This is a genomic window from Nostoc parmelioides FACHB-3921 (assembly GCF_014696625.1).
Lineage (GTDB): Bacteria > Cyanobacteriota > Cyanobacteriia > Cyanobacteriales > Nostocaceae > Trichormus > Trichormus parmelioides.
This window is the reverse complement of sequence record NZ_JACJQL010000077.1, coordinates 1-26,963: the sequence shown is the minus strand read 5'-3', so window position 1 is coordinate 26,963 and position 26,963 is coordinate 1. Positions and strand designations below refer to the sequence as shown.

Annotated in this window: 20 protein-coding genes and 1 pseudogene; 9 read left to right on the top strand and 12 right to left on the bottom strand. The window is 41.4% G+C overall.

Annotated elements, in window-relative coordinates; genetic code table 11:
- Window positions 1-458: 458 nt before the first annotated feature.
- Complete coding sequence (locus tag H6G14_RS28335) at window positions 459-638, top strand: chlorophyll a/b-binding protein (RefSeq protein WP_190571734.1); 180 nt, start codon at window positions 459-461, stop codon at window positions 636-638.
- Window positions 639-886: 248 nt separating this feature from the next.
- Here H6G14_RS28335 and H6G14_RS28330 read toward each other — a convergent pair whose 3' ends face one another.
- The 3 genes from H6G14_RS28330 to H6G14_RS28320 form a co-directional block, all read right to left on the bottom strand.
- Window positions 887-1,858 (bottom strand): Npun_F2552 family protein, encoded by a 972-nt coding sequence (locus tag H6G14_RS28330; RefSeq protein ID WP_011320268.1) that lies wholly within the window; start codon window positions 1,856-1,858, stop codon window positions 887-889.
- A 140-nt stretch (window positions 1,859-1,998) separates the two neighbouring features.
- Window positions 1,999-3,414, bottom strand: coding sequence for an aspartate ammonia-lyase (locus H6G14_RS28325; protein WP_190571732.1), 1,416 nt, complete (start codon window positions 3,412-3,414; stop codon window positions 1,999-2,001).
- Window positions 3,415-3,487: 73 nt separating this feature from the next.
- A complete protein-coding gene (locus H6G14_RS28320) occupies window positions 3,488-6,226 on the bottom strand; it encodes a cation-translocating P-type ATPase (protein ID WP_190571730.1) in 2,739 nt (912 codons plus the stop codon).
- Window positions 6,227-6,444: 218 nt separating this feature from the next.
- Here H6G14_RS28320 and cbiE point away from each other — a divergent pair, with 218 nt between their 5' ends.
- Together cbiE and H6G14_RS28310 are read left to right on the top strand one after the other, a co-directional pair.
- A complete protein-coding gene (gene cbiE / locus H6G14_RS28315) occupies window positions 6,445-7,656 on the top strand; it encodes a precorrin-6y C5,15-methyltransferase (decarboxylating) subunit CbiE (protein ID WP_190571728.1) in 1,212 nt (403 codons plus the stop codon).
- A gap of 373 nt (window positions 7,657-8,029) precedes the next feature.
- The gene (locus H6G14_RS28310) at window positions 8,030-8,224 is read left to right on the top strand and encodes a heavy-metal-associated domain-containing protein (protein WP_010997864.1); all 195 of its coding nucleotides are present in this window, start codon (window positions 8,030-8,032) and stop codon (window positions 8,222-8,224) included.
- 228 nt (window positions 8,225-8,452) lie between these two features.
- Here H6G14_RS28310 and H6G14_RS28305 read toward each other — a convergent pair whose 3' ends face one another.
- Window positions 8,453-8,842 (bottom strand): hypothetical protein, encoded by a 390-nt coding sequence (locus tag H6G14_RS28305; RefSeq protein ID WP_190571726.1) that lies wholly within the window; start codon window positions 8,840-8,842, stop codon window positions 8,453-8,455.
- Window positions 8,843-9,126: 284 nt separating this feature from the next.
- Here H6G14_RS28305 and H6G14_RS28300 point away from each other — a divergent pair, with 284 nt between their 5' ends.
- Window positions 9,127-9,789, top strand: coding sequence for a peptidase M15 (locus H6G14_RS28300; protein WP_190571724.1), 663 nt, complete (start codon window positions 9,127-9,129; stop codon window positions 9,787-9,789).
- 40 nt (window positions 9,790-9,829) lie between these two features.
- Here H6G14_RS28300 and H6G14_RS28295 read toward each other — a convergent pair whose 3' ends face one another.
- The gene (locus H6G14_RS28295; RefSeq protein WP_190571722.1) at window positions 9,830-10,516 is read right to left on the bottom strand and encodes a Uma2 family endonuclease; all 687 of its coding nucleotides are present in this window, start codon (window positions 10,514-10,516) and stop codon (window positions 9,830-9,832) included.
- A gap of 112 nt (window positions 10,517-10,628) precedes the next feature.
- Between H6G14_RS28295 and argS the strand changes: the two genes are divergently transcribed.
- Both argS and H6G14_RS28285 read left to right on the top strand, forming a co-directional pair.
- Window positions 10,629-12,395 carry an arginine--tRNA ligase gene (gene argS, locus H6G14_RS28290; RefSeq protein WP_190571721.1) on the top strand — a complete coding sequence of 589 codons (1,767 nt, stop codon included), beginning with the start codon at window positions 10,629-10,631 and terminating at the stop codon, window positions 12,393-12,395.
- A gap of 95 nt (window positions 12,396-12,490) precedes the next feature.
- Window positions 12,491-13,387: a DUF4351 domain-containing protein gene (locus H6G14_RS28285; RefSeq protein WP_190571719.1), complete on the top strand. Its 897-nt coding sequence runs from the start codon at window positions 12,491-12,493 to the stop codon at window positions 13,385-13,387.
- A gap of 75 nt (window positions 13,388-13,462) precedes the next feature.
- Here H6G14_RS28285 and H6G14_RS28280 read toward each other — a convergent pair whose 3' ends face one another.
- Entirely contained in the window at window positions 13,463-16,210 is a 2,748-nt protein-coding gene (locus H6G14_RS28280) for an HAD-IC family P-type ATPase (protein ID WP_190571717.1), read from the bottom strand.
- 128 nt (window positions 16,211-16,338) lie between these two features.
- On the opposite strand from H6G14_RS28280, the gene H6G14_RS28275 reads away from it, so the two are divergent.
- A complete protein-coding gene (locus H6G14_RS28275) occupies window positions 16,339-17,466 on the top strand; it encodes a DNA polymerase III subunit delta (RefSeq protein WP_190571715.1) in 1,128 nt (375 codons plus the stop codon).
- Here the strand turns inward: H6G14_RS28275 and H6G14_RS28270 are convergent.
- The 6 genes and pseudogenes from H6G14_RS28270 to H6G14_RS28245 all read right to left on the bottom strand — a co-directional run bounded on the left by H6G14_RS28270 (window position 17,463) and on the right by H6G14_RS28245 (window position 23,852).
- Window positions 17,463-18,656: a n-acyl-d-glucosamine 2-epimerase gene (locus H6G14_RS28270; protein WP_190571713.1), complete on the bottom strand. Its 1,194-nt coding sequence runs from the start codon at window positions 18,654-18,656 to the stop codon at window positions 17,463-17,465. The genes H6G14_RS28275 and H6G14_RS28270 overlap by 4 nt on opposite strands.
- 315 nt (window positions 18,657-18,971) lie before the next feature.
- Window positions 18,972-19,607, bottom strand: a complete 636-nt coding sequence (locus H6G14_RS28265; RefSeq protein WP_190571711.1) for a hypothetical protein — start codon at window positions 19,605-19,607, stop codon at window positions 18,972-18,974.
- 35 nt (window positions 19,608-19,642) lie between these two features.
- Window positions 19,643-19,798, bottom strand: a pseudogene (locus H6G14_RS28260) (transposase); the annotation flags it as partial.
- Between the two features lie 269 nt (window positions 19,799-20,067).
- Complete coding sequence (locus H6G14_RS28255; protein WP_190571709.1) at window positions 20,068-21,177, bottom strand: glycosyltransferase family 4 protein; 1,110 nt, start codon at window positions 21,175-21,177, stop codon at window positions 20,068-20,070.
- A 116-nt stretch (window positions 21,178-21,293) separates the two neighbouring features.
- Window positions 21,294-22,079 carry a PIG-L deacetylase family protein gene (locus H6G14_RS28250; RefSeq protein WP_190571707.1) on the bottom strand — a complete coding sequence of 262 codons (786 nt, stop codon included), beginning with the start codon at window positions 22,077-22,079 and terminating at the stop codon, window positions 21,294-21,296.
- A gap of 720 nt (window positions 22,080-22,799) precedes the next feature.
- Window positions 22,800-23,852, bottom strand: a complete 1,053-nt coding sequence (locus H6G14_RS28245; RefSeq protein WP_190571706.1) for an L-histidine N(alpha)-methyltransferase — start codon at window positions 23,850-23,852, stop codon at window positions 22,800-22,802.
- A gap of 352 nt (window positions 23,853-24,204) precedes the next feature.
- Between H6G14_RS28245 and H6G14_RS28240 the strand changes: the two genes are divergently transcribed.
- Window positions 24,205-25,620, top strand: coding sequence for a PAS domain-containing sensor histidine kinase (locus H6G14_RS28240; protein ID WP_422394114.1), 1,416 nt, complete (start codon window positions 24,205-24,207; stop codon window positions 25,618-25,620).
- A gap of 125 nt (window positions 25,621-25,745) precedes the next feature.
- Window positions 25,746-26,963 (top strand): PAS domain-containing protein (locus tag H6G14_RS28235; RefSeq protein ID WP_190571704.1); only part of this gene is annotated, 1,218 nt, incomplete at its 3' end.

The following is a 26,963-nucleotide window of genomic DNA, read 5'->3' as shown; positions in this document are numbered from 1 at the left end:
CAACCGATGTATAGGCGGTTGTTGGTGCTGGTAATCCACTCGCAGAACTGTTCCCATACGTTGGCGCTTTTGCGCTGTTGTAAGGTTGCGGTCATGTTTTTATGATTACGTTGGTTGTATAAATCAGGCAGGTGTTTTTTGCCTGTAACAATACTTTACACTGCTTTACAAAAATTGGGTGATTAATTAATATCAGTAAAATATATATGCTTTATTAGCTTTAGTTATATAAAAGGTAATACCCACTTGAAAACAGATGTACAGCCCCAAAAGCTTGTTCTTTCTGGATTTTGAATTTTGAATTGGTATTGTTAGCGATCGCCAGTAGTGTTAGGACATCAATAGATGATGCAACCTAGACAGAAAAAGACTTATAAATCTTCCATTCCCTTCAACATCTGTTACATTACGTTACAGACAGTGAAAGCTGTACAACGCAATACATTGGAGTTTTGTTTATGTCTGGTTTCAAAAATCCTAAGTCTACTGTTGCCGACAGTCCTAATGCTGTGCGTTTTGGTTTCACGACTGAAAGTGAAAGCTGGAATGGTCGCTTTGCAATGATTGGGTTTCTATCTATCGTGTTGATTGAAGCTTTCTCAGGCCAAGGCTTTCTCCATTTTTGGGGCATTTTGTAAGTTGACATAAGCAAGCTCTGTTCCAAGCTTAGTAGGGTGCGTCAGTGTGAATAATTTCTAAGTATATTTAGGTTCTATCGCACTGACGCACCTTATTGGACTGAACAGCCTAAAAATGATTAACTTGAGCTTTTGAGTAAATACAACTGCAAATCCTGCTACAGCAACATCTTGATGAGCAGAATAGGCTAGATATTACCCTCCGATTGCTTAACCAGACCGCCCTAATCTAGTGGCGGTTTTTTTGGTTACTGTTTACCATAGGCACTCATGGGTTCTTTGATAAAGCGGATATAGAAGTGTTTAAAAGTGGACTTAATAACACGGGGCATAGCAAAATCAATGGGCATCAACTTATCGGGAAGTTGCCAATCATAAATTTTTAATAAATCAGGATGTAAGTTGGGAAACTCAACATCAGCAAGTTCTGGGCAAACCCTTAGCCTTTGGGATGCGGCAACGGTAGGCACTTGATGGGGTGGAACGTTCAGAATTTCTACCATTGCTCTATCTAGGGCAAATATATCTGATGCGGCTGCCAATATACCCAAGGCACGAGGTTCGCCGCCACTGGGGCCATTGCCTTCATGACCGATAATGCCGTCTAAAATAGTTAAATCTGGGTTAATTGCCCTGGCAGTTTCTACCAACATTTCCCCAAATCGGTCAGCATCCTTCCCAGCTTCCATGTGCCACCATGCTTTCATTTTGCCGGGAACACAACCAAAGAGGTTTTTTACGCCCAAAGTTAAAGTTAATTGAGCATGGGATTTGACTTTTGGTAAGTTAATCACCACATCTGCTTCTATGACTTCTTTACTCAGTAGCAAGTGATTAAAGTTTTCACTAACAGTTTCGTAACGTTTGCCATGAAAATCGATGATTGGCAGATTGAGTTCTTGAATAAGTGGCTGATAACCGTTGGCGATCGCTACACCCTTAGCACTACCAAAAGCTGGACTATCCCCCAGAAAGGGCTTACCACCTGCGGCGATTACCATTTGGGCAACAGCATACACTAGTTCGGCACGGGTGGTACATTCTTTAGTGGGACGCGCACCCGTGAGTAAATTAGGTTTCAGTAAAACCCGTTGTCCTGGTTTAACAAAAGCAGCCATCCCCCCAAAAGGTTCTAGCAAGGTGACAAGAGAGTTCTTTAACGCTTCCCGTTCGTAGGAAGTAGCCCGGATCAGGCTGACAGATGGTTTTTGGTTCTGCATAGATGATTTTGTAAGTATGGCTATTGACTGTTGACTGTTGACTGTTGACTGTTGACAGTCCTTTTTAGTAGTTATGTAATTTATACACGTATTAGCTTCAAGACAAATCAATCCCCAGTCCCCAGTCCCCAGTCCCTTAATTACTCTGCCTGGAGTGGCAATATACTACTCATTTCTTCCAGATTTAACACAGTGGCTAACTCTGCTTCGCTCATCAGTCCTTTTTCTAACACAATCTGCCGTAGAGATTTTCCTGTGTTTAAAGATTCTTTGGCAACATCTGCGGCATTTAAATAACCAATGTGAGTGTTGAGGGCAGTAACTAAAGCTAAACTGCCTTCGGCGTAGGCTAAACACCGTTCTTTGTTGGCGGTAATTCCTTGAATACAGCGTTCTGTGAGGGCGGCGATGGTTGACCCCAGAATTTCGATGCTGTGAATTAAATCATAGGCAATCAACGGCATCATCACGTTTAATTCTAATTGTCCGGCTTGGGCTGCAAGAGCGATCGCCTGATCGTAACCCATCACCTGGAAACACACCATCGATGTCATCTCTGCCATGACGGGGTTATATTTGCCTGGCATGATTGAGGAACCGGGTTGTACTGGGGGTAGTTGAATTTCTTTCAAGCCAGTTTTTGGCCCGGAGTCCATCAGCCGTAAGTCGTGAGAGATTTTTGCTAAATCCTGGGCTAGGTTGCGTATTGCCCCGGAAACGTTCACAAATGGGGACATACTCTGCATAGCAGCCATGAGATGGGGTGCGGGTTGGAGTGGTAAGTTGAGTAATTCTGCCAGTACTTCAACCACACGGGCGCGGTATTGGGGATGGGTGTTTAAGCCTGTTCCCGCCGCACTACCACCTAAACCGAGTACCATCAAGTCTCCAGAGGCGGTATAAATGCGGTTTTGGTGTTCTGAGAGGATGTGCGCCCAAGCGGCGAAATTATCACCCAACCGCACGGGAACGGCATCCTGTAAATGGGTTCTGCCGGATTTGACAATATCTTGAAATTCTACAGCTTTGTGTTCTAAGGCGGCGATCGCTTTTTCTAATGCTGGCTGTAATGTTTTGGTCAGTGCCAATAAGCCGCCGATGCGAATTGCAGTAGGAATAACATCGTTGGTAGACTGCCCATAGTTCACATGATCATTAGGGCTAACTCGTTGGTAATTACCCTTTTCTGCACCCAAAATTTCCAAAGCCCGATTTGCTAGGACTTCGTTAATATTCATGTGGTGGGATGTGCCTGCACCAGCTTGGTAGACATCAACGACAAACTGATCTCTTAACTTCCCTGCCAGAATTTCATCGGTTGCTTGCACAATTGCTTGGCTAATATCTTGGGGAATACAACCTAGTTCCCCATTGACAATTGCTGTAGCTTTTTTAATTAGAAGACCAGCATCTACGTAAGTAGGTAAGGGCTTAAGACCACTAATAGGAAAATTTTCAATGGCTCGGAGAGTTTGAATACCGTAATAAACATTACTAGCAATTTGGCGATCGCCCATCGAATCGCGTTCAATACGAAAATCTGTATTTGTAGTCATCTTAATTGTGGGGATAATCTCAAAATACAGATCATGCCATGCAAGTAGACTAAAAAGCTATTGAGGATGGGATTCAGTCGAGGGGGTCGAACTTATTGACGATAAGTGCTACGGGAATCATTGGTAAACCTACAAGTAGGCAAGTTAACCATTGAGTTAAATTCAATGGGGCGGTAGCAAATAACTGATTCATCAAGCTCCATTGACTGAAAATTATCTGCAAAATTATTGTAGTTACAATGCCGATAGCTATGGCTGATATATCGCTAAGTTTCTGCCTAACTCCCCGCAGGAAGTTAATGGCAGCAATTCCTAATTGACTAATACTTAAAAGATAAAAAATTCTTCCAGATACTAAAGCCTGAATTGCCATTGTTCTGGCTAAATCAATATTGCCTGTAGATTGTTTAATCCATTCAAATACACCAAATATTAATATCCAGTTAAAGATAGAAATTGCGAAGATGCGCTTGACTAAACTTTTGGAGAGTAATGGCTCACGGGGGCTACGGGGTGGTAACTGCATAACCCGTTGAGACCTTGGTTCAAAAGCCAAGGGTACAGTCATAGCGATGGAATTAACCATATTTAACCAGAGGACTTGTAAAGATAAAATTGGTAATTCTCTGGCAAGTAAAACACTAATTAAAATCGTCATGGATTCGCCGCCATTCACAGGTAAGATGAAGGCGATCGCTTTTAATAAATTGCGGTAAACAGTCCGTCCTTCCTCCACAGCCGCTTCTATGGAAGCAAAGTTATCATCAGTCAAAATCATGTCGGCGGCTTCTTTGGCTACCTCTGTACCTGCACCCCCCATTGCAATGCCAATATCGGCTTGTCTCAAGGCTGGTGCATCGTTCACACCATCCCCCGTCATCGCTACAACCTCGCCCTTTGATTGCAAGGCATCTACAAGGCGGAGTTTCTGTTCTGGGGCAACACGGGCAAATACAGATCCATCTTCTATAGCAGTAGCCAGTTGTGTTTGTGACATTTGGGCTAGTTGCGCGCCAGTAAAGGCGAGAACTTCCCCATTTTGCTTAAAGCCCATCCGTTGAGCGATCGCTTGTGCTGTGGCAGCGTGGTCGCCTGTAATCATTTTTACTTCAATCCCCGCATTTTGACAGGCAGCTACGGCAGCGATCGCTTCTGCTCTTGGGGGATCGATCATTCCTTGCAATCCCAAGAAAACCAAATCCTTGTCGATATCTGCATGATCCAGGGAATGTTGACTAACAGATACAGTTTTCCGTGCAAACGCCAACACCCGCAAACCCTGATGAGCCATTGTCTCAACTTCTTGATGTAGAGTCTGGGCATCCACGGAAACAAGATTACCCCCAGCGTCTAACATCTGCTGACAACGTTGTACAATTGCCTCAACGGAACCCTTGATGTAGATAGTCCTGACTTTTGCAGAATTTTCTCCACTTCCCCCTTCATGCAAAGTTGCCATGTATTGAAACTCAGATTCAAAGGGGATGACATCTAGCCTGGGCATTTCTGCTTCTAAGTTATTACTCGTCAGCCCCACTTTATTCGCCACAACTATCAACGCTCCTTCAGTAGGATCGCCGATAACTTGCCATTCTCCTTCCTTCTGCTCTAAGTGGGAATCATTACATAACAATCCGGCTTGCAGACATTCTGCCAATACGGGAGAACTACGCCAATCTACTGGCTGTTCATCTAATAAGATTTCACCTCCGGGAATATAACCTGTCCCTGTAACTGTATAGTATTCATCACCTGCATAAATCACCTGTACAGTCATCTGGTTTTCGGTGAGTGTACCCGTTTTATCCGAGCAGATGACTGTAGCGCCACCGAGGGTTTCCACGGCTGGTAATTTCCTCACAATCGCGTGTCGCTTCGCCATCCGGGAAACACCTATTGCCAATGTTACCGTCACTACGGCAGGTAATCCTTCAGGAATGGCACTGACAGCAAAAGCCACCGCCGCTTCAAACATACTTGCCCAGGAATTACCGTATCCCAGTCCAACGGCAAACGTCAGGGCAGCGATGCCCAAAATTATGTATAGTAATGTGCGGCTAAATTTATCAAATTTCCGCGTTAGGGGAGTCTTAAGGCTTGTACCCTGCTCCATCAGTTGGGATATCCGCCCGGTTTCCGTAGCTTCCCCAATGGCTACAACAACCCCCTTCGCAGTGCCAAAGGTCACAAAACTGCCAGCATAAGCCATGTTGCTGCGTTCTGCTAAAACTGCATCCGCGTCCACAGGTTCGGTATTTTTCTCAATAGCAACTGACTCACCAGTGAGGGCAGATTCATTCACTTGTAGATTGCGGGACTGAATCAGACGCAAATCGGCGGGTACTTTATCACCAGAGGTCAGTAGTACTAAATCGCCAGGGACTAATTGTTGTGAAGGAACTTGTACCTTTTGACCGTTGCGAAAGATAGTTGCATTAGTTTGGACTGAAGAAGCTAAAGCTGCGATCGCACTTTCAGCTTTTGATTCTTGCACAAAACCAATAATGGCATTAATTAAAGTAACACCCCAAATCACCCAAGCATTCACCCACTGACCAATTAAAGCTTTGATGGCACCCGCAATCAGCAAAATGTACAGCAACGGTTGATTAAATTGTAGAAGAAATCTTACTATGGGACTGGTTCCCTGTTTGCCTTTGAGTTCATTCGCACCAAAGCTTTCCTGCCGTTTTGCCACCTGATTTGATGTCAAACCGGTGTCTAGGTTTGCATCTAAATATTGAGCTACTTTTGATGCAGATAAATTGTGCCATTGGTGTGACTGGATAATTTCTTTAACTGTTGCTGTCATTTTGTTGCCTCAATATTTCCCATAGGCAGGCTAAACGTAGAGCATTAGCTGTCTGGTCTTGGGCTAATCATGACAACTATGAAGAATAAATGTGATGGAAAAGTGATAGTAAATTAAGAAGGGTCAAGGGTTTTGCTTTCAAATTAAAATTTATTATGACAAAATCGGTCGATACAAAAAATATAACCAGTTCCAAATCACGTAATTTTAGGTAGCTTATGACGCAGAAATGGCTATCTATTATCGGTATTGGTGAAGATGGATTATCGGGGTTAAGTGCGATCGCTCTTTCTCTACTCAATCAAGCAGAAATCGTTGTAGGAGGCGATCGCCATTTAGCAATGTTACCTCCAAACGACCCACGCGAAAAAATCCTTTGGACTTCTCCTATTACTACCGCAGTAGCAGAAATTATCCAGCGTCGGGGTAAATCTGTATGTGTGTTAGCTAGTGGTGACCCCATGTATTACGGTATTGGTGTCACCTTGGCGCGACAAGTTCCCATATCGGAAATGACGATTATCCCTGCACCTTCATCTTTCAGCCTCGCCTGCGCCCGATTAGGATGGTCTTTAACAGAGATAGAAACCTTAAGTTTATGCGGTCGTCCCTCCGCTTTGCTGCAATCTTATATATATCCTGGTGCGCGGTTATTAATTTTAAGTGAGGGGAAAAATACACCGAGTATTGTTGCCGAAATCCTGACACAGCGAGGTTTTGGGAATAGTCAACTCACAGTCTTGGAACGGATGGGCGGCATTCATGAAAGGATATTAACAGGGACAGCCGCAACTTGGCAGGAAACAGAATTAGCAGATTTAAATGCGATCGCCCTACATTGTATCGCCGATGCTGATGTTGTCGCCTTAGCTAGATTACCAGGATTACCAGATCACGCCTATCACCACGATGGACAACTTACCAAACGGGAAGTTAGAGCCGTTACCCTATCAACTTTAGCACCTACACCAGGACAGTTACTTTGGGATGTGGGGGCGGGTTGTGGTTCCATCTCGATAGAGTGGATGCGGACTCATCCCAGATGTCAGGCGATCGCTATTGAACAAAACTCATCTAGACTACAATACATTGCAGATAATGCGGCTGCTTTAGGTACTCCCAACCTGAAAATCATTGCGGGAAAAGCACCTCATGTCCTCCGAGATTTACCTACACCCGATGCCATTTTTATCGGTGGTGGAGTTACAGCCACAGGATTGTTTGATATTTGTTGGCAAGCACTACGCCCAGGCGGCAGGTTAATTGCTAATGTAGTCACCATAGAAGGTGAGCAGACCTTATTTCAATGGTACGAAAAAGTGGGTGGCAGTTTTACCCGTATTGCCATTCAACGAGCCGAACCAATTGGTAAATTTTTGGGTTGGCGAGCAATGGCTCCTGTAACACAATGGGTAGCGGTGAAAGATTAAAGAAGACAAGGACTTATGCAACTTTAGACCGGGTGTAAGGGTTTAGGGGTGTAGGGGTGTAAGGGTGTAGGGGTTTGAGGGAAGAATTTAGTTTTACTCTTTCCCCTAAACCCCAATTACAGTTAAGTTAAAGAATTTCTTGGTTAAGGTAGGGTAAGACAAGAATTCTCAAAATAATCCTCTTTTTTCCCCTGCTTATCTGAACTGTATTCCCCTAAACCCCCATACCCCTAAACCCCTATTGTCATCTAGCAGAAAACTTGTAACTTCCGCTAGACTCTCCACCTAACTAGAGAGATTAGGATAGTTCCAGGCAATCGCCTTACTTGTCAAGCTGAGTCTTGATAGTTTCTTTTATTCACACCGTAAATCTATGACAATCCAACTCACAGTTCCCAACATGGCTTGTTCTGCTTGTGCAAACAACATTACTAATGCAGTAAAGACAGTTGATGTTGATGCGATCGTTCAGGCTGATCCACAGACTAAGCTGGTGAACGTAGAAACGCAAGCCTCAGAAACTTCCATTAAAGATGCTTTAGCTGCTGCTGGCTATCCGGCGGCATAAATTTCTAGAAGCACGGGATACCTGAATGTATAGAAAAGTCGGGTATCCCGTATTCTTTCCACTCAACAGCATTAAGACTTACGCACCTAGATTTTCTTTTGAGACCGGATGTAAGGGTGTAAGGGTTTCAAACATTTATACCGCTACACCTCCAAACCCTTGATCTTTCCTTTTCATGCGTAAGTCCTAAGCGTTACAGTACCAAACATTCTTAATTACGAATTATTCTTAAAATCTAATACCCAATTGCCCGTTAATCCCACGGACAGAATTATATCCAGCACCCACAAAAACATTATCAGTCGCACCTACTTGCACACCACCAGAAAAAGCTACGCCTTTATCCTCTGAATAATATCCCAACCCTACATAAGGTGAAATTACTGGTAAGCTGATAAACTTCAACACATCTACGCCAGTAGCGCCATCAGTTCCTACACCTAATTCTACTCCCAAATTTAACGCTCTAGCCCCTACAGCATAAGTTACATCACCATCTTTGCCGCCCACAGAAACCCAAGGTTGTGGTATCAATTGAGCGGAGACTTGAGTTGGGGTCAATAAAGCTAAAAATCCTAATGATGTAATGAGTGTTTTTACTATAGTTACTTTTTTCATGCTTTTCTCCTACACTACCTAAAAAATGCTGAGTCCACTGTAACTGAGTTATGACCTTGAGTAATTCTGGCGAAAGAAATCTATTTCGTTCTGAAAAATCTAAATCTAGGGTTAGATTCACTTATTACACAGGAATCATTCTAGAAATATCCCTGACGATTAACTGAATAAAAATGTTGCAAATGTTGGAGCTATTGCATTCAAGTCAAAGTAGATATTCAGAGAATATTTCTCCCGCTTGCAGAGGGGAACAATATTGATAGTTTATACACTAGAAAAACGAAATGAGAAAGCCACAGACTGTTAAGGCCTTAGAAGAATTAGGTAGAGTAAGACTCTCCAAAAACTTTTTTATGAGGGATTTTCTTTATTCTGAAATTTCCCAAATGGAAGGTATCCCCAACATACCAGATCATCTTGATGTGGCGATATCGGCCGGTAAAAACCTCTGTGAACAAGTGCTAGAGCCAATTCAAGATGCTTTGGGCAGAATCAGCATTCGCTCGGCGTTTCGTTCATCTGCTGTCAATGCTAAAGGCGCAGAGAACAAAAATCAATATAACTGTGCCAAGAATGAATCTAACTACGCCGGACATATCTGGGACATTCGAGATAGTGACGGCTATATGGGTGCAACAGCTTGTATTATCGTCAACTCTTTCATTGAATATTATGAAAAAACTGCTGATTGGACAGCTTTAGCGTGGTGGATTCATGACCATATTGATAACTATAGAAGTATTGAATTTTTTTATAATTATGCTGCTTTTAATATTAGTTGGTCTGAAAACCCAGAGCGGAAAAAATCTTGGATTTTTAGTCATGTGCCAAATCCTCACACTGGTCAAAAAGGATATTTGACAAGGAAGGGTACAGATAACTATGAGGGTTCACATAAACAATTTTATGAAAATTTTGTCGCAGAAGTGAGAAAGGTAAATCATTAAAATAACAACAGCAAAATAGTTAAAATCACCATTCAATTTTCTAAATTTCATCTGGATTAACACCCAACTCCCGCAACCTTTGGGCCAGCCGTTCAGCGCGATTCCTTTCTTGCGCTACTAATTCCTCTGGTGTAGCTAATCTTCGTCCTGCTTCGTCATACCAATACAGCCATTCCCGCGTGCGTCCTAAGTAAGTACCGCGTTCTCGTCCCAGTGATAAACCAACTTCTGGCATCCACACCAGGGAACCTGGTTGTAAAATATATTCACCATTTTCTAAACGATAAACTTCTAAGGATTCTCGTTTACGCCGATATTTGCGACTAGGTACGTAAATTGCATAATATAAAATACCCAATTTCGCATAATCGGTTTTTTTCTTTTCATATTCGCCACCGTAAGTTTTAGAAACAACCTCTAAGGCGAAAATGGGAACAATACCATCTTCTTCCCACAAAACATAACTTAAGCGTCCCTCTTCACCAATAAAACGTTCTACACCCAAGCTAAGAAACCCATCAGGTACTAATGGCGGGTTGCTGGGTGCATAATAAATGCCCATATCAACACCAAAAAACCAATCGGTGCGTTGACTCCAGGCTAAAGCCAAAATCGCATCTAGTAAATTGGGAATCAGATTTTGTAGTTCGTTATCCACTGGCGTATCGTCGGAGTCGGGAAGTTCTGCCGAGGATGGAAGACAGTCTAAGGGGTTGTACTGTACCATGACAGTCCTCAGTGAGATTATCTGACTATATTTTAAGGTTAAAATAATCAAGCCTTTGAGAATATCCAACACTCAACAGCCGCATTCCGCCTGTGACAGATAACATTTATATATGAACGCTACACAAGAACAACTAAAGGTAAAACTTGAGCAGGCTTTGGTTGCTGCTTTTGGCGATGAGTACGCCGGAGTAGACCCGATTTTGGTTTCTGCTAGCAATCCTAAGTTTGGTGATTATCAAGCCAACGTTGCTTTATCGCTGAGTAAAAAGTTAGGACAGCAATCGCGAGCGATCGCCTCTGCTATTGTAGAAAAACTAGATGTATCCGAAATCTGCGAAAAACCAGAAATCGCTGGGCCTGGTTTTATTAACCTGAAACTAAAAACCGCCTACCTAGAAGCGCAACTGAACGCTATTCAAGCAGATACCAGACTAGGCGTTCCTACAGCCAAACACCCACAACGGGAAATCGTTGATTTTTCTAGTCCGAATATTGCCAAAGAGATGCACGTTGGACACCTGCGTTCTACCATCATCGGTGATTCCATCGCCCGGATTCTCGAATTTCGCGGTCATGATGTATTGCGGTTAAATCATGTAGGTGATTGGGGAACGCAATTTGGGATGTTAATTACTTACCTGCGGGAAGTTTCCCCAGAAGCCTTAACCACTGCGAATGCTTTAGATATTGGTGATTTAGTAAGTTTTTATCGTCAAGCCAAGCAACGGTTTGATACTGATGAAGCCTTCCAAGAGACAGCGCGCCAAGAAGTTGTCAGGTTACAAGCAGGCGCAGCAGATACCCTCCACGCTTGGAAGTTGTTGTGTGAACAATCACGCCAAGAGTTTCAGGTAATTTATGATTTGTTAGATGTCAAATTAACTGAACGAGGCGAATCTTTTTATAATCCCTTACTACCAACAGTTGTAGAAAATTTAGAGAAATCTGGTTTATTGGTAGAAAACCAAGGTGCAAAATGTGTTTTCTTGGATGGCTTTACTAATAGAGAAGGTGAACCTTTACCCTTGATTGTGCAGAAATCTGATGGTGGTTATAACTACGCCACAACAGATTTAGCTGCATTACGTTACCGGATTCAAAAAGATGAAGCCAAACGCATAGTTTATGTAACAGATGCAGGACAAGCCAACCACTTTGCCCAATTCATCCAAGTAGCACGTAAAGCCGGATGGATTCCTGATGATGTGGAATTGGTTCATGTTCCCTTTGGCTTGGTATTAGGAGAAGATGGTAAAAAATTCAAAACTCGTTCTGGCGATACTGTGCGGTTACGAGATTTATTAGATGAAGCAGTTTCTCGCGCCCATGCAGATTTAGAAGAGAGATTAAAAGCCGAAGAACGGGAAGAAACACCAGAATTCATTGATAAAGTTGCGGAAGTAGTTGGTATTAGTGCAGTTAAGTACGCTGACTTAAGTCAAAATCGCACAAGTAACTACATGTTCAGCTATGACAAAATGCTGGATTTGAAAGGCAATACAGCACCATATATGTTGTATGCTTACGCCCGAATTCAAGGGATTAGCCGTAAGGGCGGGATTGACTTTGCAGATTTGGGAGATAATGCCAAAGTTATCTTGCAGCATGAAATGGAATTTGCATTAGCCAAGTATTTACTACAATTGGGTGAAGTGATTAGTACTGTAGAAGCAGACTTATTACCTAATCGCTTATGTGAATATCTTTACGAATTGAGTAAGAAGTTTAATACGTTTTATGACCGCAATCAAGGGGTGCAGGTTTTGAGTGCAGAAGAACCTCTGCGGACATCCCGTTTAGTTCTGTGTAATTTGACAGCGAGAACTTTAAAACTCGGCTTGTCTTTGTTGGGGATTCAGGTATTAGAGAGAATGTAATTTTAATTGCTGCGATGACTATAATCATCGCACGCAAAAAATTGTACTATGAAATACCAGTATAGAAAAATTCCTATCTAGCTGGTAAAATCTCCATGATTGACCACGATCGCCTATTTAAAGAACTACTTTCCAATTTCTTCCCTGAGTTTATCGAGTTATTTTTCCCAGATGTCACTGCATATTGGGAAAGAGATTCTATCGAGTTTTTACCACAAGAAATTCTCACAGACGTAACCGAGGGAGAACTGAAGATAGTTGATGTTATCGTCAAAGTTGCATTTCAGAACCAAAATACTTTATTTATCATCCATACCGAACATCAATCTTATCCACAGGCTAATTTTAATCAGCGAATGTTTACCTACTTCGCTCGACTTCATGAAAAATATGCCCTTCCGGTATATCCCATAGTTATTTATTCCCATGACTCCCCAAAAACTATACAACCAAACTCCTATTGCATTGATTTTCCCAATAAGAAAGTACTGGAATTTAATTATGAAGTTGTACAGCTAAATCAATTAAGATGGCGGGATTTTGTTAATCAGAATAATCCTGTTGCTAGTGCTTTGATGGCGAAAATGCAAATGGATGTTCAAGAACGTCCAACAGTAAAACTAATGTCCCTACAATTACTGGTAAATTTGGGACTCAACCCAGCACAAATTCAGTTAATCTCCGGGTTTATTGATACATATCTCGATTTGAACGCTCAAGAAGAAAGCATATTTCAAGAGCAACTTGCTACTATTGAACCAAGGCAGGAGGAAAGAGTTATGCAAATTGTTACTAGTTGGATGAGACAAGGTGTGCAGCAGGGAGAATTGACGCTAATTCTACGCCAACTTAACCGCCGTTTGGGTGAAATTAATCCGCAATTGCAAGAACGGATTCAAGGTTTGTCAACTGCTGAGTTGGAAGATTTAGGTGAGGCTTTACTGGATTTTACAAGCACTGCTGATTTAGAGGCTTGGTTTGCCAGTAGATAGTTTGGGTGGTTTGTTATATCTTCAATCAAGATACCCGACTTCTTTGAGAAGTCGGGTATCTGTGGGGTTAAATTATTAATTGGGTGGGTCTAAACGATTTACCAATGTCGCCCATAAAATCATCGGTGAACCTACACCCAAACAGAATAACCATTGTTGCAAGCTTAAGGGTGCTGTTTCAAACACATCATTAATTAATGGCACATGAGCAAAGACAATTTGTAGGAGAATTGCACCGACAATACCAAATCCAATGGCGGGAATATCTACATTCTCTTTCATTGTCCCGTCCATTTTGGCAATGAGATTGGGGATTAATTGGCTAATACTCAACAGATAAAATATTCGTCCCGCAATCAAAGAGTTAATCGCCATTGTTCTGGCTAAATCTATATTGCCTGTGGTTTGGCGGATGTATTCAAAAACCCCGAATATCACAATCCAGTTAAATAGAGAAACTGCTAAGATTCGCTGTATCCGACTACCTGATAGTAAGGGTTCATTGGGGTGACGCGGTGCTTGCTGCATCACATTTTGTCCTTTGGGTTCAAATGCCAAAGGTACTGTCATGGTGATGGAGTTCAGCATATTTAGCCAGAGGACTTGTAAGGATAGAATGGGTAAGTCTCTAGCCAATAATGTACTAATTAAAATCGTCATTGATTCCCCACCGTTGACAGGGAGAATAAAGCAGATTGCTTTCAAGAGGTTTTTATAAACTGCTCGTCCTTCTTCTACAGCAGCTTCAATGGAGGCAAAATTATCATCGGTGAGTAGCATATCTGAGGCTTCTTTGGCGACTTCTGTACCTGCGCCACCCATTGCAATCCCGATGTCTGCTTGTTTTAAGGCGGGTGCATCGTTGACACCATCCCCAGTCATAGCGACGACTTCGCCTTTTGATTGTAAGGCTTCGACTAGACGTAGTTTTTGTTCTGGTGCAACACGCGCAAAGACTACCCCTTCTTCCGCCACTTGAGCGAGTTCGGTTTTATCCATCTTGGCGAGTTCTGCACCTGTGAAAGCGAGAACTGAGCCGTTTTTGTTGATGCCCATACGACGAGCGATCGCCTGGGCTGTGATAGCATGATCTCCTGTGATCATTTTCACTTGGATTCCGGCTGTTTGACAGGCTTGCACTGCTTTAATCGCACTCTCACGGGGAGGATCAATCATCCCCTGTAAGCCGATGAAAATTAACCCATCAGCAATATCTGCATGATCTACACCATTTTGTTCATCATCTACAAGCTTTTTGGCTAAGGCTAACACCCGTAAGCCTTGACGCGCCATGATGTTGACTTCCCGTTCAATGGTGGTTTGTTTTAAGGTTTCCACACAATCCAAGGGACGGGGTTGTCCGTCGGTATTTAACATCAGGCTACAGCGTTGGAGAACTGCTTCTACAGAACCTTTGACATAAATCACCTTGCCGGTGGGTGTGTTGTGCAAGGTTGCCATGTATTGATAATCTGATTCAAAGGGAATCCCATCTAGCCTTGGCATTTGCTGGAGTAAGGTCGGCTGGCTAAAATTGGCTTTATTCGCTGATGCAATTAACGCCCCTTCCGTGGGATCTCCCAGCACTACCCACCTACCATTTTTCGTTTCTAAGTGGGAATCGTTACAAAGTAATCCAGCTATTAAACATTCTTGTAGTCCCTTCTCTCTATTTAAATCTACAGGTTGCTCGTCTCTGAGGATTTCCCCATCGGGCGCATAACCCACACCACTAACTGTATATTGATGTCCTCCCGCATAGATGGCTTGGACTGTCATCTGGTTTTCTGTTAATGTCCCGGTTTTGTCAGAACAAATCACAGTCGCACTACCCAAGGTTTCCACAGCCGGTAGTTTGCGAATAATGGCATTCCGTCTCGCCATGCGGGAAACACCAATTGCTAAAGTAACAGTTACTACTGCTGGTAATCCTTCCGGGATGGCGCTGACTGTTAAAGTTACGGCTGCTTCTAAGGCTTCGTTAAAGCCCCGAAAGCTTAATCCCACAACAAAGCAGAGTGTAGCTAACCCTAAGACCATATATAGCCAATTCTGACTAAATTTGTTAAATTTCCGCGTTAATGGTGTGGAAATGTCTGTATGCTGCTCCATTAACTGGGAAATTTTCCCTGTCTCTGTGTTATTTCCTGTAGCTACTACAACACCAGCCCCTTGCCCGAAGGTGACAAAGCCCCCTGCATAGGCCATGTTTTTCCGTTCGCCTAATCCTGTATCTGGCGTTAAAACTTGTGTATGTTTTTCTACCGCCACAGATTCCCCAGTCAAGCCAGATTCATCAATTTGCAAGTTCCGCGCTTGAATGAGGCGTAAATCGGCGGGGACTTTATCACCGGAAGTCAACAGCACCACATCACCAGGAACTAATTCCCGTGAGGGGACGCGGATTTTTTGCCCATCGCGGATGATGGTGGCTTCTGTGGTGATGGCTTTAGCTAAAGCAGCGATCGCACTTTCGGCTTTTGCTTCTTGAATAAATCCAATAATGGCGTTGGTGGTGGTCACACCCCAAATTACCCCAGCGTTGACAAGGCTACCACTCAACGCTTTGACCAAACCTGCACACAACAAAATAATTAATAGCGGCTGGTTAAATTGCAGCAGAAACTTCAACCACCAAGGCTTACCTTTCTTTCCAGTCAGTTCATTCGCACCGCCACTAGTTAACAGGTGTTGTGCTTGGGTGCGACTTAAACCTATCTCTGCATCAGTTTGCAAACGGGCGATCGCTTCGGATATCTCTAAGGAATGCCAAACAGTAGGCTGTTTCTCTCCTGGTGCAACGGTAGCTACAGCTTGAACCATAATTATTAAGTTATTGTAAAAAGTGTTGTAATTAAGTTAGCACTAATTTTTCGTGCTAAAAAGCATTTATCACTAATAAAATCTGATACTTACCATTATTTACCCCAATGGGTGGCAAAAAATCGAGTATGCTTTCCTTTACAGTGAGGATTGAACCTGAAGGCGTAAAACTTGTGAGTCTGGATTTGTCTACTCCATTGCAATTAATTGGGCGTTCAGTGGAGTTTCAGCGCGTTGTAGAAGTGCTAGCCCAAGATGGTGACTTGTTAATTACTGGAGTACCTGGTAGTGGTAGGCGTACTCTAGTGCGGTGGGGCGTGACAGAAGTGAGAGCGATCGCTCTCGATATAGACTGCATCCGCGCCATAGATGGCGAACGATTTTTACAGTTACTCACAGAAGCGATTAACCAAAATTGGCAAGCAGAAAAAATCGAAAATTGGGTAGAGAAAAATGCCAAGGAATTTTTTACATTTCATCCAGAGACTAAACTTAAATTATTACGTTCCCTTAGCCAAAAACAAATCTGGCAAGCCTTTGAATTATTATTAGAATTGCCCCAAATTATGGCAGTAGATTTAGACAAACGTTTAGTCTTAATTCTGCAAAGTTTCCCCCACATTCGTTCTTGGGATCGTAACGGTTTATGGGAAGTATCATTCCGGCGAAAAATTAAAGAACACACTCATGTAAGTTATGTGCTGATTGCAACGATCGCCGAGACAGGAAATTATTCAGACGAAAATAATTATCCTTTAGAAACCATCCAATTGCCTCCCTTGAACCGAGATGTATTGGCAGTATGGGCGAGGGAAATATTACATGGTTCAAAACTCACATTTGATTCCCGTTCTAAAGCATTACAACTATTTTTAGATGCTGTACAAGGTCATATTGGTGATGCGATGGCAATAATTCGTCGTCTACAAACTTTATGTATTCCTGATAGCTTAGTTACAGAAAATGATGTCCAGCAAGCTATTGAAGGATTACTCAAAGATTTATCCATGACCTATGAATCTTTATTGATGTTGCTACCAGCAAATCAGGTACATCTTTTGGAATGTTTAGCTTTAGATCCCACAGAAAAACCCCAAAGCAAAGACTATATTCAAAAACACGGTCTTTCTAGGGGTGGTAGTCTCCAAGGTGCGCTAACAGGTTTACACCACAAGGGTTTAATTTATGGTGCAGAACAAGGTTATTTATTAGCAATGCCATTATTAGCTTTGTGGTTGCGCCAAAGATTGAGTTAGTGATTCCCAGATTCAGTAGATTGGGAACTCAAGGCCTCGAACTGTTGCCAACACAGATACAAGGCACGGGGTACATGAAAACATCCCTTCCATTTACCACCTTTGAGATTTAACAGCACTTCCCCACGACGATTTAAGTAGCCAAACCATTCACCATATTCTGGGTCAGCAAAATGCTGCCAGGAATAATCGTGCATTTTTTGATACCATTGCCAACAGACTTCACGACCTGTCAAACGATAAGCGATCGCCAACGCCACCAAAGATTCTAAATGCACCCACCACAATTTTTGATCCCATTCCAATTGTTGTGGAGGATGACCTGCTGCATCCATAAAGTAATACAAGCCGCCATACTCGTTATCCCAAGCGAAATTGAGGATATTTAACACCACATCAACCGCTTGGTTAATAGTTTTGCTGTCGTTTTTCCGTCGGGCGATGTCCATAATAAACCACATCGCTTCAATACCGTGACCGGGGTTAATCAGCCGACCTTCAAAACAATCAATGTGGGAACCATCGGGGGCAACATTTTCATACATCAATCCTCGTTCTTGGTCGAGAAAGTCACCCATAACTTCCTGAACGGTTGCAGCCAAGACATTTTCTAGAGTCTCCTGGGGAAGCAACCATTCCATTTCTAGAGTGAGGTTGGCTAAAATCATCGGCACAGCTAAAGCTTTCATGGGACGTGTGCCGGGATAGGTTTTGGTATATTTGCCCTTGGGGTTATCTTTGCGGCGCAAAACATTATTATATGCTTGCATTGCCACATCTTTTGCCCACTCTTCACCAGAGGCGAGAGCATATTGGCTAAAGGCCATCGCCGCAAAGCAATCAGAAAAAATATTGTAAGGCTGTACTAATGGTTCACCTCCACGGGTGAGGGCAAAATACCAGTTACCCTCGTCATCTCTACCATGTTCGGCAAGAAATTTAGCGCCGTTACTAGCAATTTTGAGCCAGTTTTCCCGTTTTTCTAGCTGGTTACACAGCATGGAAAAAGTCCAGACTTGACGATTTTGCAACCAAATAAATTTATCTGTGTCATACACCTTACCCTGGCGATCGAGACAAGTAAAGTAACCGCCTTCACTGTCAAGGGAGTGGTTTTCCCAAAACGGGAGTACGTCGTTGAGGAGGGCATTTTTGTAAAGTTGCGCCAGCGCTTGCAAGTTTTTCCCCATAATGCAATCCCCTGTTCAAAAACATCAGGGTCAATTATCGCCTTGTTGTGGATTGACTACAAGTATTCTGTTATTTGTTAGTTGTCAGTTGCTAATAGTTTTCCCCAGATCCCGATACCGTTGGCGAAATATTAATTAACAAAAAAAACGGCGAATTTTTCGTGTATTACATGGATAGCAAGATACAGGGACAGGAAACTTTAAGCCTCAAAGGTGCAGTTTTGGACTTTGGACAAAAAAGTCCAATAGATTTTATAGCTCTACCCCATTTACCCAGTCGGTTTTGTTGAAAGAGTAATGATTTTGAGCAATTACTCAAAAGCCAAACACAAAAATTAGACGATAATCATTGCAAAAGCGAAGCATTGGCAACAAATGTTCATCGTAAAACTCAAGTATTTCCTCTCGACGCACTCTACCGCGTGGTACAAAATCAGCTTCATTATATAAGCTGTCTCGCCATTCGGTAAAAGCAGCAAGATATTGCTCTAATCCCCCTACCCAAAGGTCTTTTAAAGGGGTAACGCAAAAGTCTTCTAACTTGATTCGGGAGTATAGTATTTGTTGTGTAGCCTCTGTTGACTGTACTCGTTTACCAAATCCAGGTATCAAGATGTCCGCAATTGGATCTGGCATTTTAGAGCAATATTCATACGGCGCATAATCTACTGTTTCCACGTTTTGAATGGCGGTGAGAATTGGGAGAGCAATTCTATCGGGTAGCTCACCCCCACTATTAATACTAGATGCAATCACAGTAGGTCTGTCAGTAGGTTCTGCTCTGGTGTACAAATCTACACCAGGTTTCATAAGAACTTCACGAATTTGTACATCATCAGCTAGCTCCGATTCCAGTTTATCAACGAGGTGATTGAGGATTTCGTCTGGATAATAGTCATCGTATTCCTTGGGAATAAGTTGCATAATACCGATGCCAAACCAAAAAGTCATAAGAGGATGTTTGAAAAGTTTTGAACGGTCAAATTTTAGGCTAATCGCCTTACCATAATACGGTTCATGGCAAGATAGACAAAAGTCTCGGATGTTTCGGGTAATAACTCATAGTCTCGGACTAATCGCCGACAGCCCATCAGCCATCCCAAAGTGCCCTGGACGACCCAACGTTTTTTGAGTACAGCAAAATCAGTATTTGGTTGTATTTGGCTTCCTGTCTAACTGTAGCGAAGCAGCAAATTGGCATTGACACAGACACAGCGATCTCACTTCCTGATTAATCTGCACCAAATCGTTGATGGAATTGTATTTCTTATCAATTAACCCTTAAAAATGGGTATAAAACTGCTCAGAAGGTTCTCAATCAGTTCATTATTGAACTAATCGGTTCAGTTTAGCTGTTTGGGGAATTCGCCAACGGTATCGATCCCTTGCCCCCCTGCTTCTTTTCCTCTGGCTATTTGCTGACTAAAACTTCTCGCGCTTCCATTGTGGGTTTAAAGTTGTATTGTGGAACTAATTCATGGTAAACGGCTAGTGTTTCTTCGTTGACTCTAGTAGCACTAAATCTTTCTATATTTTGTTTGGCGCGACATTGCCACTTATATAGTTGTACGGGATCTTTGAGTAATTGGGTTAAAGCCTCTGCCAATGTGTGACTATCTTTTGGTGGTACTAATAGCCCAGCTTGACGATTATCTAAGGTTTCAGGGATACCATCTACATCACTAGCAACGATCGCACAACCAGCTTCTCGTGCTTCTGTGAGAACTAAACCGAAGGATTCACAATGGGAAGGGAGGACAAAAATATCGGTTGCTAGCATATAGCGTTGCGGTTCTGCCTGGAAACCTTCAAAATGTATCCGTTCACTAAAAGGAGTATTTCTGGCCATAGCCTGGAAAATTGATTTATCTGGCCCATTCCCTACCAAATATAGATGTGCTTGAGGAAAGTCCTGGGCAATTTTGCTAAAAGCTGCTATCAACTCAGCAATTCCTTTACGGGAATACATCCCCGCAACAGTAGTAATTGCAGGACGCTGTAAGGGTAATGGTTGGTAATCTTGAAGTTGACGATGGCGAGGGCTTCCTAATGTGCCATTAGATACCACTCGCAGTTTGTTGCTGGGAATACCACGTCGCACCATCGAATTAGCTACCGCATGACTAACAGCGATGACTCGATCTGCTAATCCCATCAACACTGCACTACGCTGAAACTCATTGTGTACCGTAGATACTAAGCTATAGTCAAAGCTTGTTTTTAATACACCTGCCAGTACAACTCCTGTCATCATGTGTGCATGGACTATATCCGGCTGAAACTTTTGGATAATTTCTCGGAAACGCCAAATAGCTTGAATCATATTTAGCGGTTGTCTAGACTGATCTAAATGAAAGTGCCTAACACCATAACTACCCAGTAATGGTTCATATCCTCCACCAGCAGAAGCCACAGCCACTTGGTGACCGTCTTTGGCTTGTAAGCAGGCTAAATCTACTGCAACATTGACTATTCCATTACCAATTTCTTGTACATGATTGGTGAGATGTAATATTTTCATTTAAAACCTCTCCATATTATTTATTATTTGTTAATTTTGGATGAAAAACAAAATATGACTTTATTTAGTTATCCAAAATCATAAGTACGGTGTCAATTGTCAGGAATTAAATCTATTTACAGTTCACTTTTAAAGAAAATTTCGTGAGAATTTAGAAATTGCTTAATAAATCCTCTAGGTAAGTTTTCAATCTGGGAAGAGTATGAGGCGATCGCTCTCTTTTTCTTATCTTGTACTGAAGTAATAGAAAAACGATAAGCGGCAGCAATGTCCTGTATTTTCAATAGGATAAATAGCGGCGCTCTCCAAAATAACCATACAGGATATTGGAATACTTCCACAGGAATATTGGCTTCATGAATTACTGTTTTAACTAAGTTATAAGTAGCCTCATGATCCCTATGACAATCTTTTCTATGTGGCACATAAATTTCCTCAGGTTTATAATGCTGAATTAATTCGGATATCTCTCGAATTGTTTGTTGATATTCTGCATTACTTAACTCTGACAAGCACCCATCTGGTTTATATAAAAAGTGGATATTTGATGAATCTACACCTAATATCCCTAATGCGGTAACTGCTTCTTTTTTTCGAGTTTGAACTATCTTATTTTGGCAATCCAAATCGAGATGTTTTGAACCTTTTCCATCTGTTATAAATACTATTGTTACTGGTATATCATGCTCACGTTTGTAAGCAATCATACCGCCACAGCCAAAAGTTTCATCATCTTGATGCGGAGAAAATATCATGGCTGATTTCTGGTTAGACAATAATGGCTTACTACTACCAAATAAAAGCCATTTTAATAGTAACCAAGAATGAATGTACTGCACTTTTTCAAGCCATACAATAGGAATTAGTTTTTGTAGCTCTTGTAAATAAATTTTAGGCAACAATTTTAGCTCCAATTTTATCAATAAAAATCAATGCCCATCATTTAAAATGTTGAATAATTAATCTATATAATTATTTTCTTCTATGAGCATAAATCACATAATAAGCCACTAATATCGGATTATGATAAAGATTTGATATGAAAAATGCCAGTTTTTTCTGGATTTTATGAAAAAACTCATCAGTCAAATTTTATTACTTTGAAATATAAAATCATGTCCAGTTATTTTTTTACCATGAGGCGTGTACTATTTTTTACAAAGTGTCTATTGAAACACTTATAATGTGTATGGAGATGAGTAATTAATAGTTGTTTATGAGTAATAGGAAAACACAATTAGAGTTTATTTATAAAGCAAAAATAAAATTATTGTAGTAGCGTGTCAAGCCTTAAATGTTATAATACAAGATGCCGAAAAAATTGTAGGTTGGGTTGACGTAAGGAAACCCAGCACCAGGAATCTATGTTGAGTTTTCGAGATCAATTTTGGGTTGCGCTTTGCTTAACCGAACCTACATCTAATGAACTATTGTAAGCTTGCCACACCACTACTTTTTGTTACAGAATTTGGTTTATTTGCACCGACTTATACAAATTGAATTAATCACTGTAACACATACTTAAATGAAGACGCGATGAATCACCTCTCTACAGATGGTTTATTTGTCGCATTCTTTTTTCAAATTGGTATGACTTGTTTCTATTTTTGAATTTTTAATTGTTAACTACTGGCTGTCTCACAAATTACCATGAGATGTGATGAATATTTATTGGTGCTGTAATGTACGAGTTTTAGCCCGGCTTGTTCGATTTCTTGAATGAGGGTGGGTATTTCAAACTTATGATGTCGCCAAATAGTGATTTCCTCACCCGCAGATATTTCTAAACTCTTATCTATTCCTAAATAACTAAAATTGATCGTGTAATTCTGCTGTAATTTTAGATTGGCAACTATACTGTCTTTTGCTGGATCATATTTTCTCACCAGTTCACAATCTTCTGCTTTCATCCCCAGGTTGTTTGTCAGCCATCCATACACTTGATCTGCATGATATTTACAACCACCCCTAGCTATGCCATCCCATTGAGAATTAGAACCAATCTCATTTGTAAAGACAAGTAAATCATTTTCCGCCATGCTGTCTCGAAAATTTTGGAATACTTGATGTCTGTCGTGATGATTGGCGATTGTGACACCTAGATGTAAAAATATATTAGCTATATTTTTACGTTGGTTTTTGCATATATTTTCTGGAATTCTACTATTTTCTATATCAATTACATAATTTGTATAGTCAATGAAAGGAAACCATTTTTTAAAATTCTTGCTAGAGACATTAAGTAGTTCATCACTAATATCTAAGGCGATATATTTATCAATCTTCTCTATTTTTTGTAGATTACCAATAAATGCTTTTACAGGATATGAGTTACCCGCACCCACGTCTATAATATTAACTTTGTCGCACTGCTGATAATCACCATTTAAATACGCAAAATTACTTTTTAGTAAATCAATTTCTACGTTTGATGTTCGATACCATGTAGGGATGATATATTTTAGATAAAAACTATCCCATATTTTTGCGCCTTGCCCTTTGTATGAATACTTCAGAGGTATTTCTCGCCTAGATTCTAGTGCCTGAATTATGCCTAAAATTTCTGCTTCTGAAAAAACTTTGTAGAACTCATTACTAGGCTTGGCTGTGCGAAATATAGGAACCTGATTAGAAGAGTTTATATTTGAATAACTAGTAGGCAGTTTTTGAGCCATTATTTTATCTTAGTTTATTTATAAATTATAAATTTACATAAAATAAATTATCTCATACTTGTGTTTAAATTTAAATTTAAAACTTATTTATTTGCGTTAACGTTAGGTTTTATTTTATATTCTTGAATTGACCCGGAATGCCGAGTTTGTTGAATCAGTCTGGCATCTAAACTACTAAATTATAAGACATTGTTTTATAAGTACTACATTAAGTAACAAGAGATTGATCTAAAAATCGATGGTTCACCCGATTGGGTGAATGCGATCGCTCCAGTAGCAATTAACCTGAAGTAAGAAGCAGCCAAAGTGAGATTGAAAATCAGATCCAGGGCATCAAAACTCTGCAAAAATCGTGAAAGTAGCTATGATCATTGTTAACTGTAATTCGTTTGCTGGTACATCAAAGGCACAGAGAGTGGATGAAACTGTAAAAGCACGACATCAACAAGATCAACAACAGCTAATTAATCGCTTGCAGGCTACTGAAGCACAATATCAAGCTATATTAAATGCTATTCCTGATTTTATCTTTCGTCTCAGCCGTGATGGAAATTTTTTATCTTTGAACGGAGAAGTTGCCAATCTCCCTTGCCCTGGGGAAGAGTTCACTGGTAAAAATATCCAAAATGTCTTACCAACTGATATTGCCACAATTATTCAAGGAATCATTACTAAAACCTTGGATACGGGAACTTTGCAGACTTGCGAATATCAGTTACCAACACCTTTAGAAATGCGAGATTATGAGGCGCGTTTGGTAGTGAGTGGTACGGATGAAGTCTTAGCTATTGTTCGAGATATTACAGAACGGAAACAAACAGAAGCCAAGTTACTGCTGACATATCAGGAACTCGCAGACCTTAACACCAATTTAGAACATCAGGTAGAAGAACGCACCGTCGAATTACAACAAAAAATGCGGGAACTAGAAGAAATTCAACGCATCAAAAATGTTGTCTTGCATACCGTAGCCCATGATTTACGTACTTCGGTGATTGGTAATTTGATGGTGTTAGAGAATTTGGAAATGGGGAGTGGTGAGTGGAAAGTAGGAAGTAGGGAAAATAGGGGAAACAGCGAACATGAACTAGAAGAAAGTACTATTCCCAATCCCCAATCCCCAGTCCCCAATCCCCAATCCCCATTACCCCTTATCCCCAGAGGGGGCCCCACCTTCCCCAATCCCCAACCCCTCATTTCCGTACCGCGTTCTACTATCGATCGCATGATTCAAGGTAATAATCGGCAATTGGGAATGCTAGACTCGTTGCTAGAAATCCACTCCTGTGAGGAAAAAGAATTAACCCTGCATCGGGAACTTGTTCCACTTAGGGGACTTTTGGAAAATATCATCACAGACTTACAACCACTTTTGAAGGAAAATCAGGCAACTTGCAAGAGCTTAATTCCTGAGGGCTTACCTTTGGTGATGGTTGATCAAACTCGGTTTAAGAAAGTTGTGATGAGTTTGTTTAGTTATAGTTTGCAACACAATCCCCCAGGGTTGAAATTTACGGTCAAAACCACAGTAGAAGATGGCATGATTCGGACTCTGATTCAAGATAACGGTATCACAATGAGTAAGTCAGAGTGCGATCGCCTTTTTGATCTACAAATCCGTGATCCCCAAGCCCCCTGTTCCACAGCAATTTGCTTAAAAATGTACCTGTGTCAGCAATTTATTCAAGCACATAGCGGAAAAATTGGTGCCACCAGTAATCCTCGGCAAGGGCTAACCTTCTGGTTTACACTGCCTTCAAGTGGTTAACTGTCAACTGTCTGCCGTCAACACCCCTCACGATGAATTGTTCAACTTAAAAGCAGAATTGGTATTATGACAGTCTAGAAATAGGAAACACCTACAATCGTATAGGTGAAGTTGGTAAGACTCTCATGACTACCTTTTTGATCAAATTGCAGAGGTTGTGGAGAAAGACTCTGTCTGCACTCACGTTAGATGAAATCACCACTGTTTACCAAAATCGCTCTCAACAACAGGAATGGCTGGTAAATAGGCAACGTTTTTTATGGCAGAGGCTACATCTGTGGTTATGGCTAGTACTAGGTTGTCTATTAACATTTACCCTCAGGAATGTATATGACCTATTTTTTCCTCTCCGAGAGTTGAAGGCACTACCCCAGGTGATGAGAACTCAAGGGCTAATGATCAATGCAGCTATGTTGTTGAGTCTGCTGGTTTGTTTTACCCTGCATAAAACGCGGTTCGGTCATCGCCATCCAGGTATTCTATTTTTAGGCTCATCTTGGTCGCTGAGTTTAGCATCACAGTTATTTGCAACCCTTAAAGGTTTTGCCCTGCCCGATACCCTTGGTTGGTCGTTGCTATTTTTAAGTCAAGCTACACTCATGCCTGTGCGCTGGACACTGCATTTAGTGTGTCAGCTAGGGATTTTAGTTTACTACTTTGGTGTGAACACAGCTTTGAGGCTCAGTACACCTGCACCGTACCATCCAGAAATATATAATGTTACGTTTATTCTCTATATCTTTTGGTTTTGTATTATATGTGATTTGGGGGTTTACTTATACGATCGCCTGCAACGCTCCGAATTTTACGCCCGCAAAGAACTGGAGTCAGCCAATAATAAATTACGGCTAGCAGAAGCGAAATATCGCAGTATCTTTGAAAATGCCATTGAAGGTATTTTTCAAAGCAGCCCTGATGGACGCTACATTACAGCAAATCCTGCTTTAGCACGTATTTATGGTTACACTTCTCCCGAAGAAGTAACAGAAAATTTTACAGATATTGAGCATCAATTATACGTTGACCCTAAACGCAGAGCCGAATTTGTCCGGTTGATGGAAGAGTCTGGATTAGCCCCGGAATTTGAGTCACAAATTTATCGTCAAGATGGCAGCGTTGTCTGGATTTCCGAAAAAGCCTACGCCGTTCGTGACGAACAAGGAAATCTCCTTTACTACGAAGGGTTGGTTGAAGATATTACCCAACGCAAACAAGCCCAAGAAGCACTGAGGGTCTTTTTCCATGCTGTGTCCCATGACTTACGTAACCCAGTTTTAGGAACTTTGCTGGTGTTGAGGAATTTACTTAATGACGAGGCAGGGGGCAGGGGGCAGGGGGCAGGG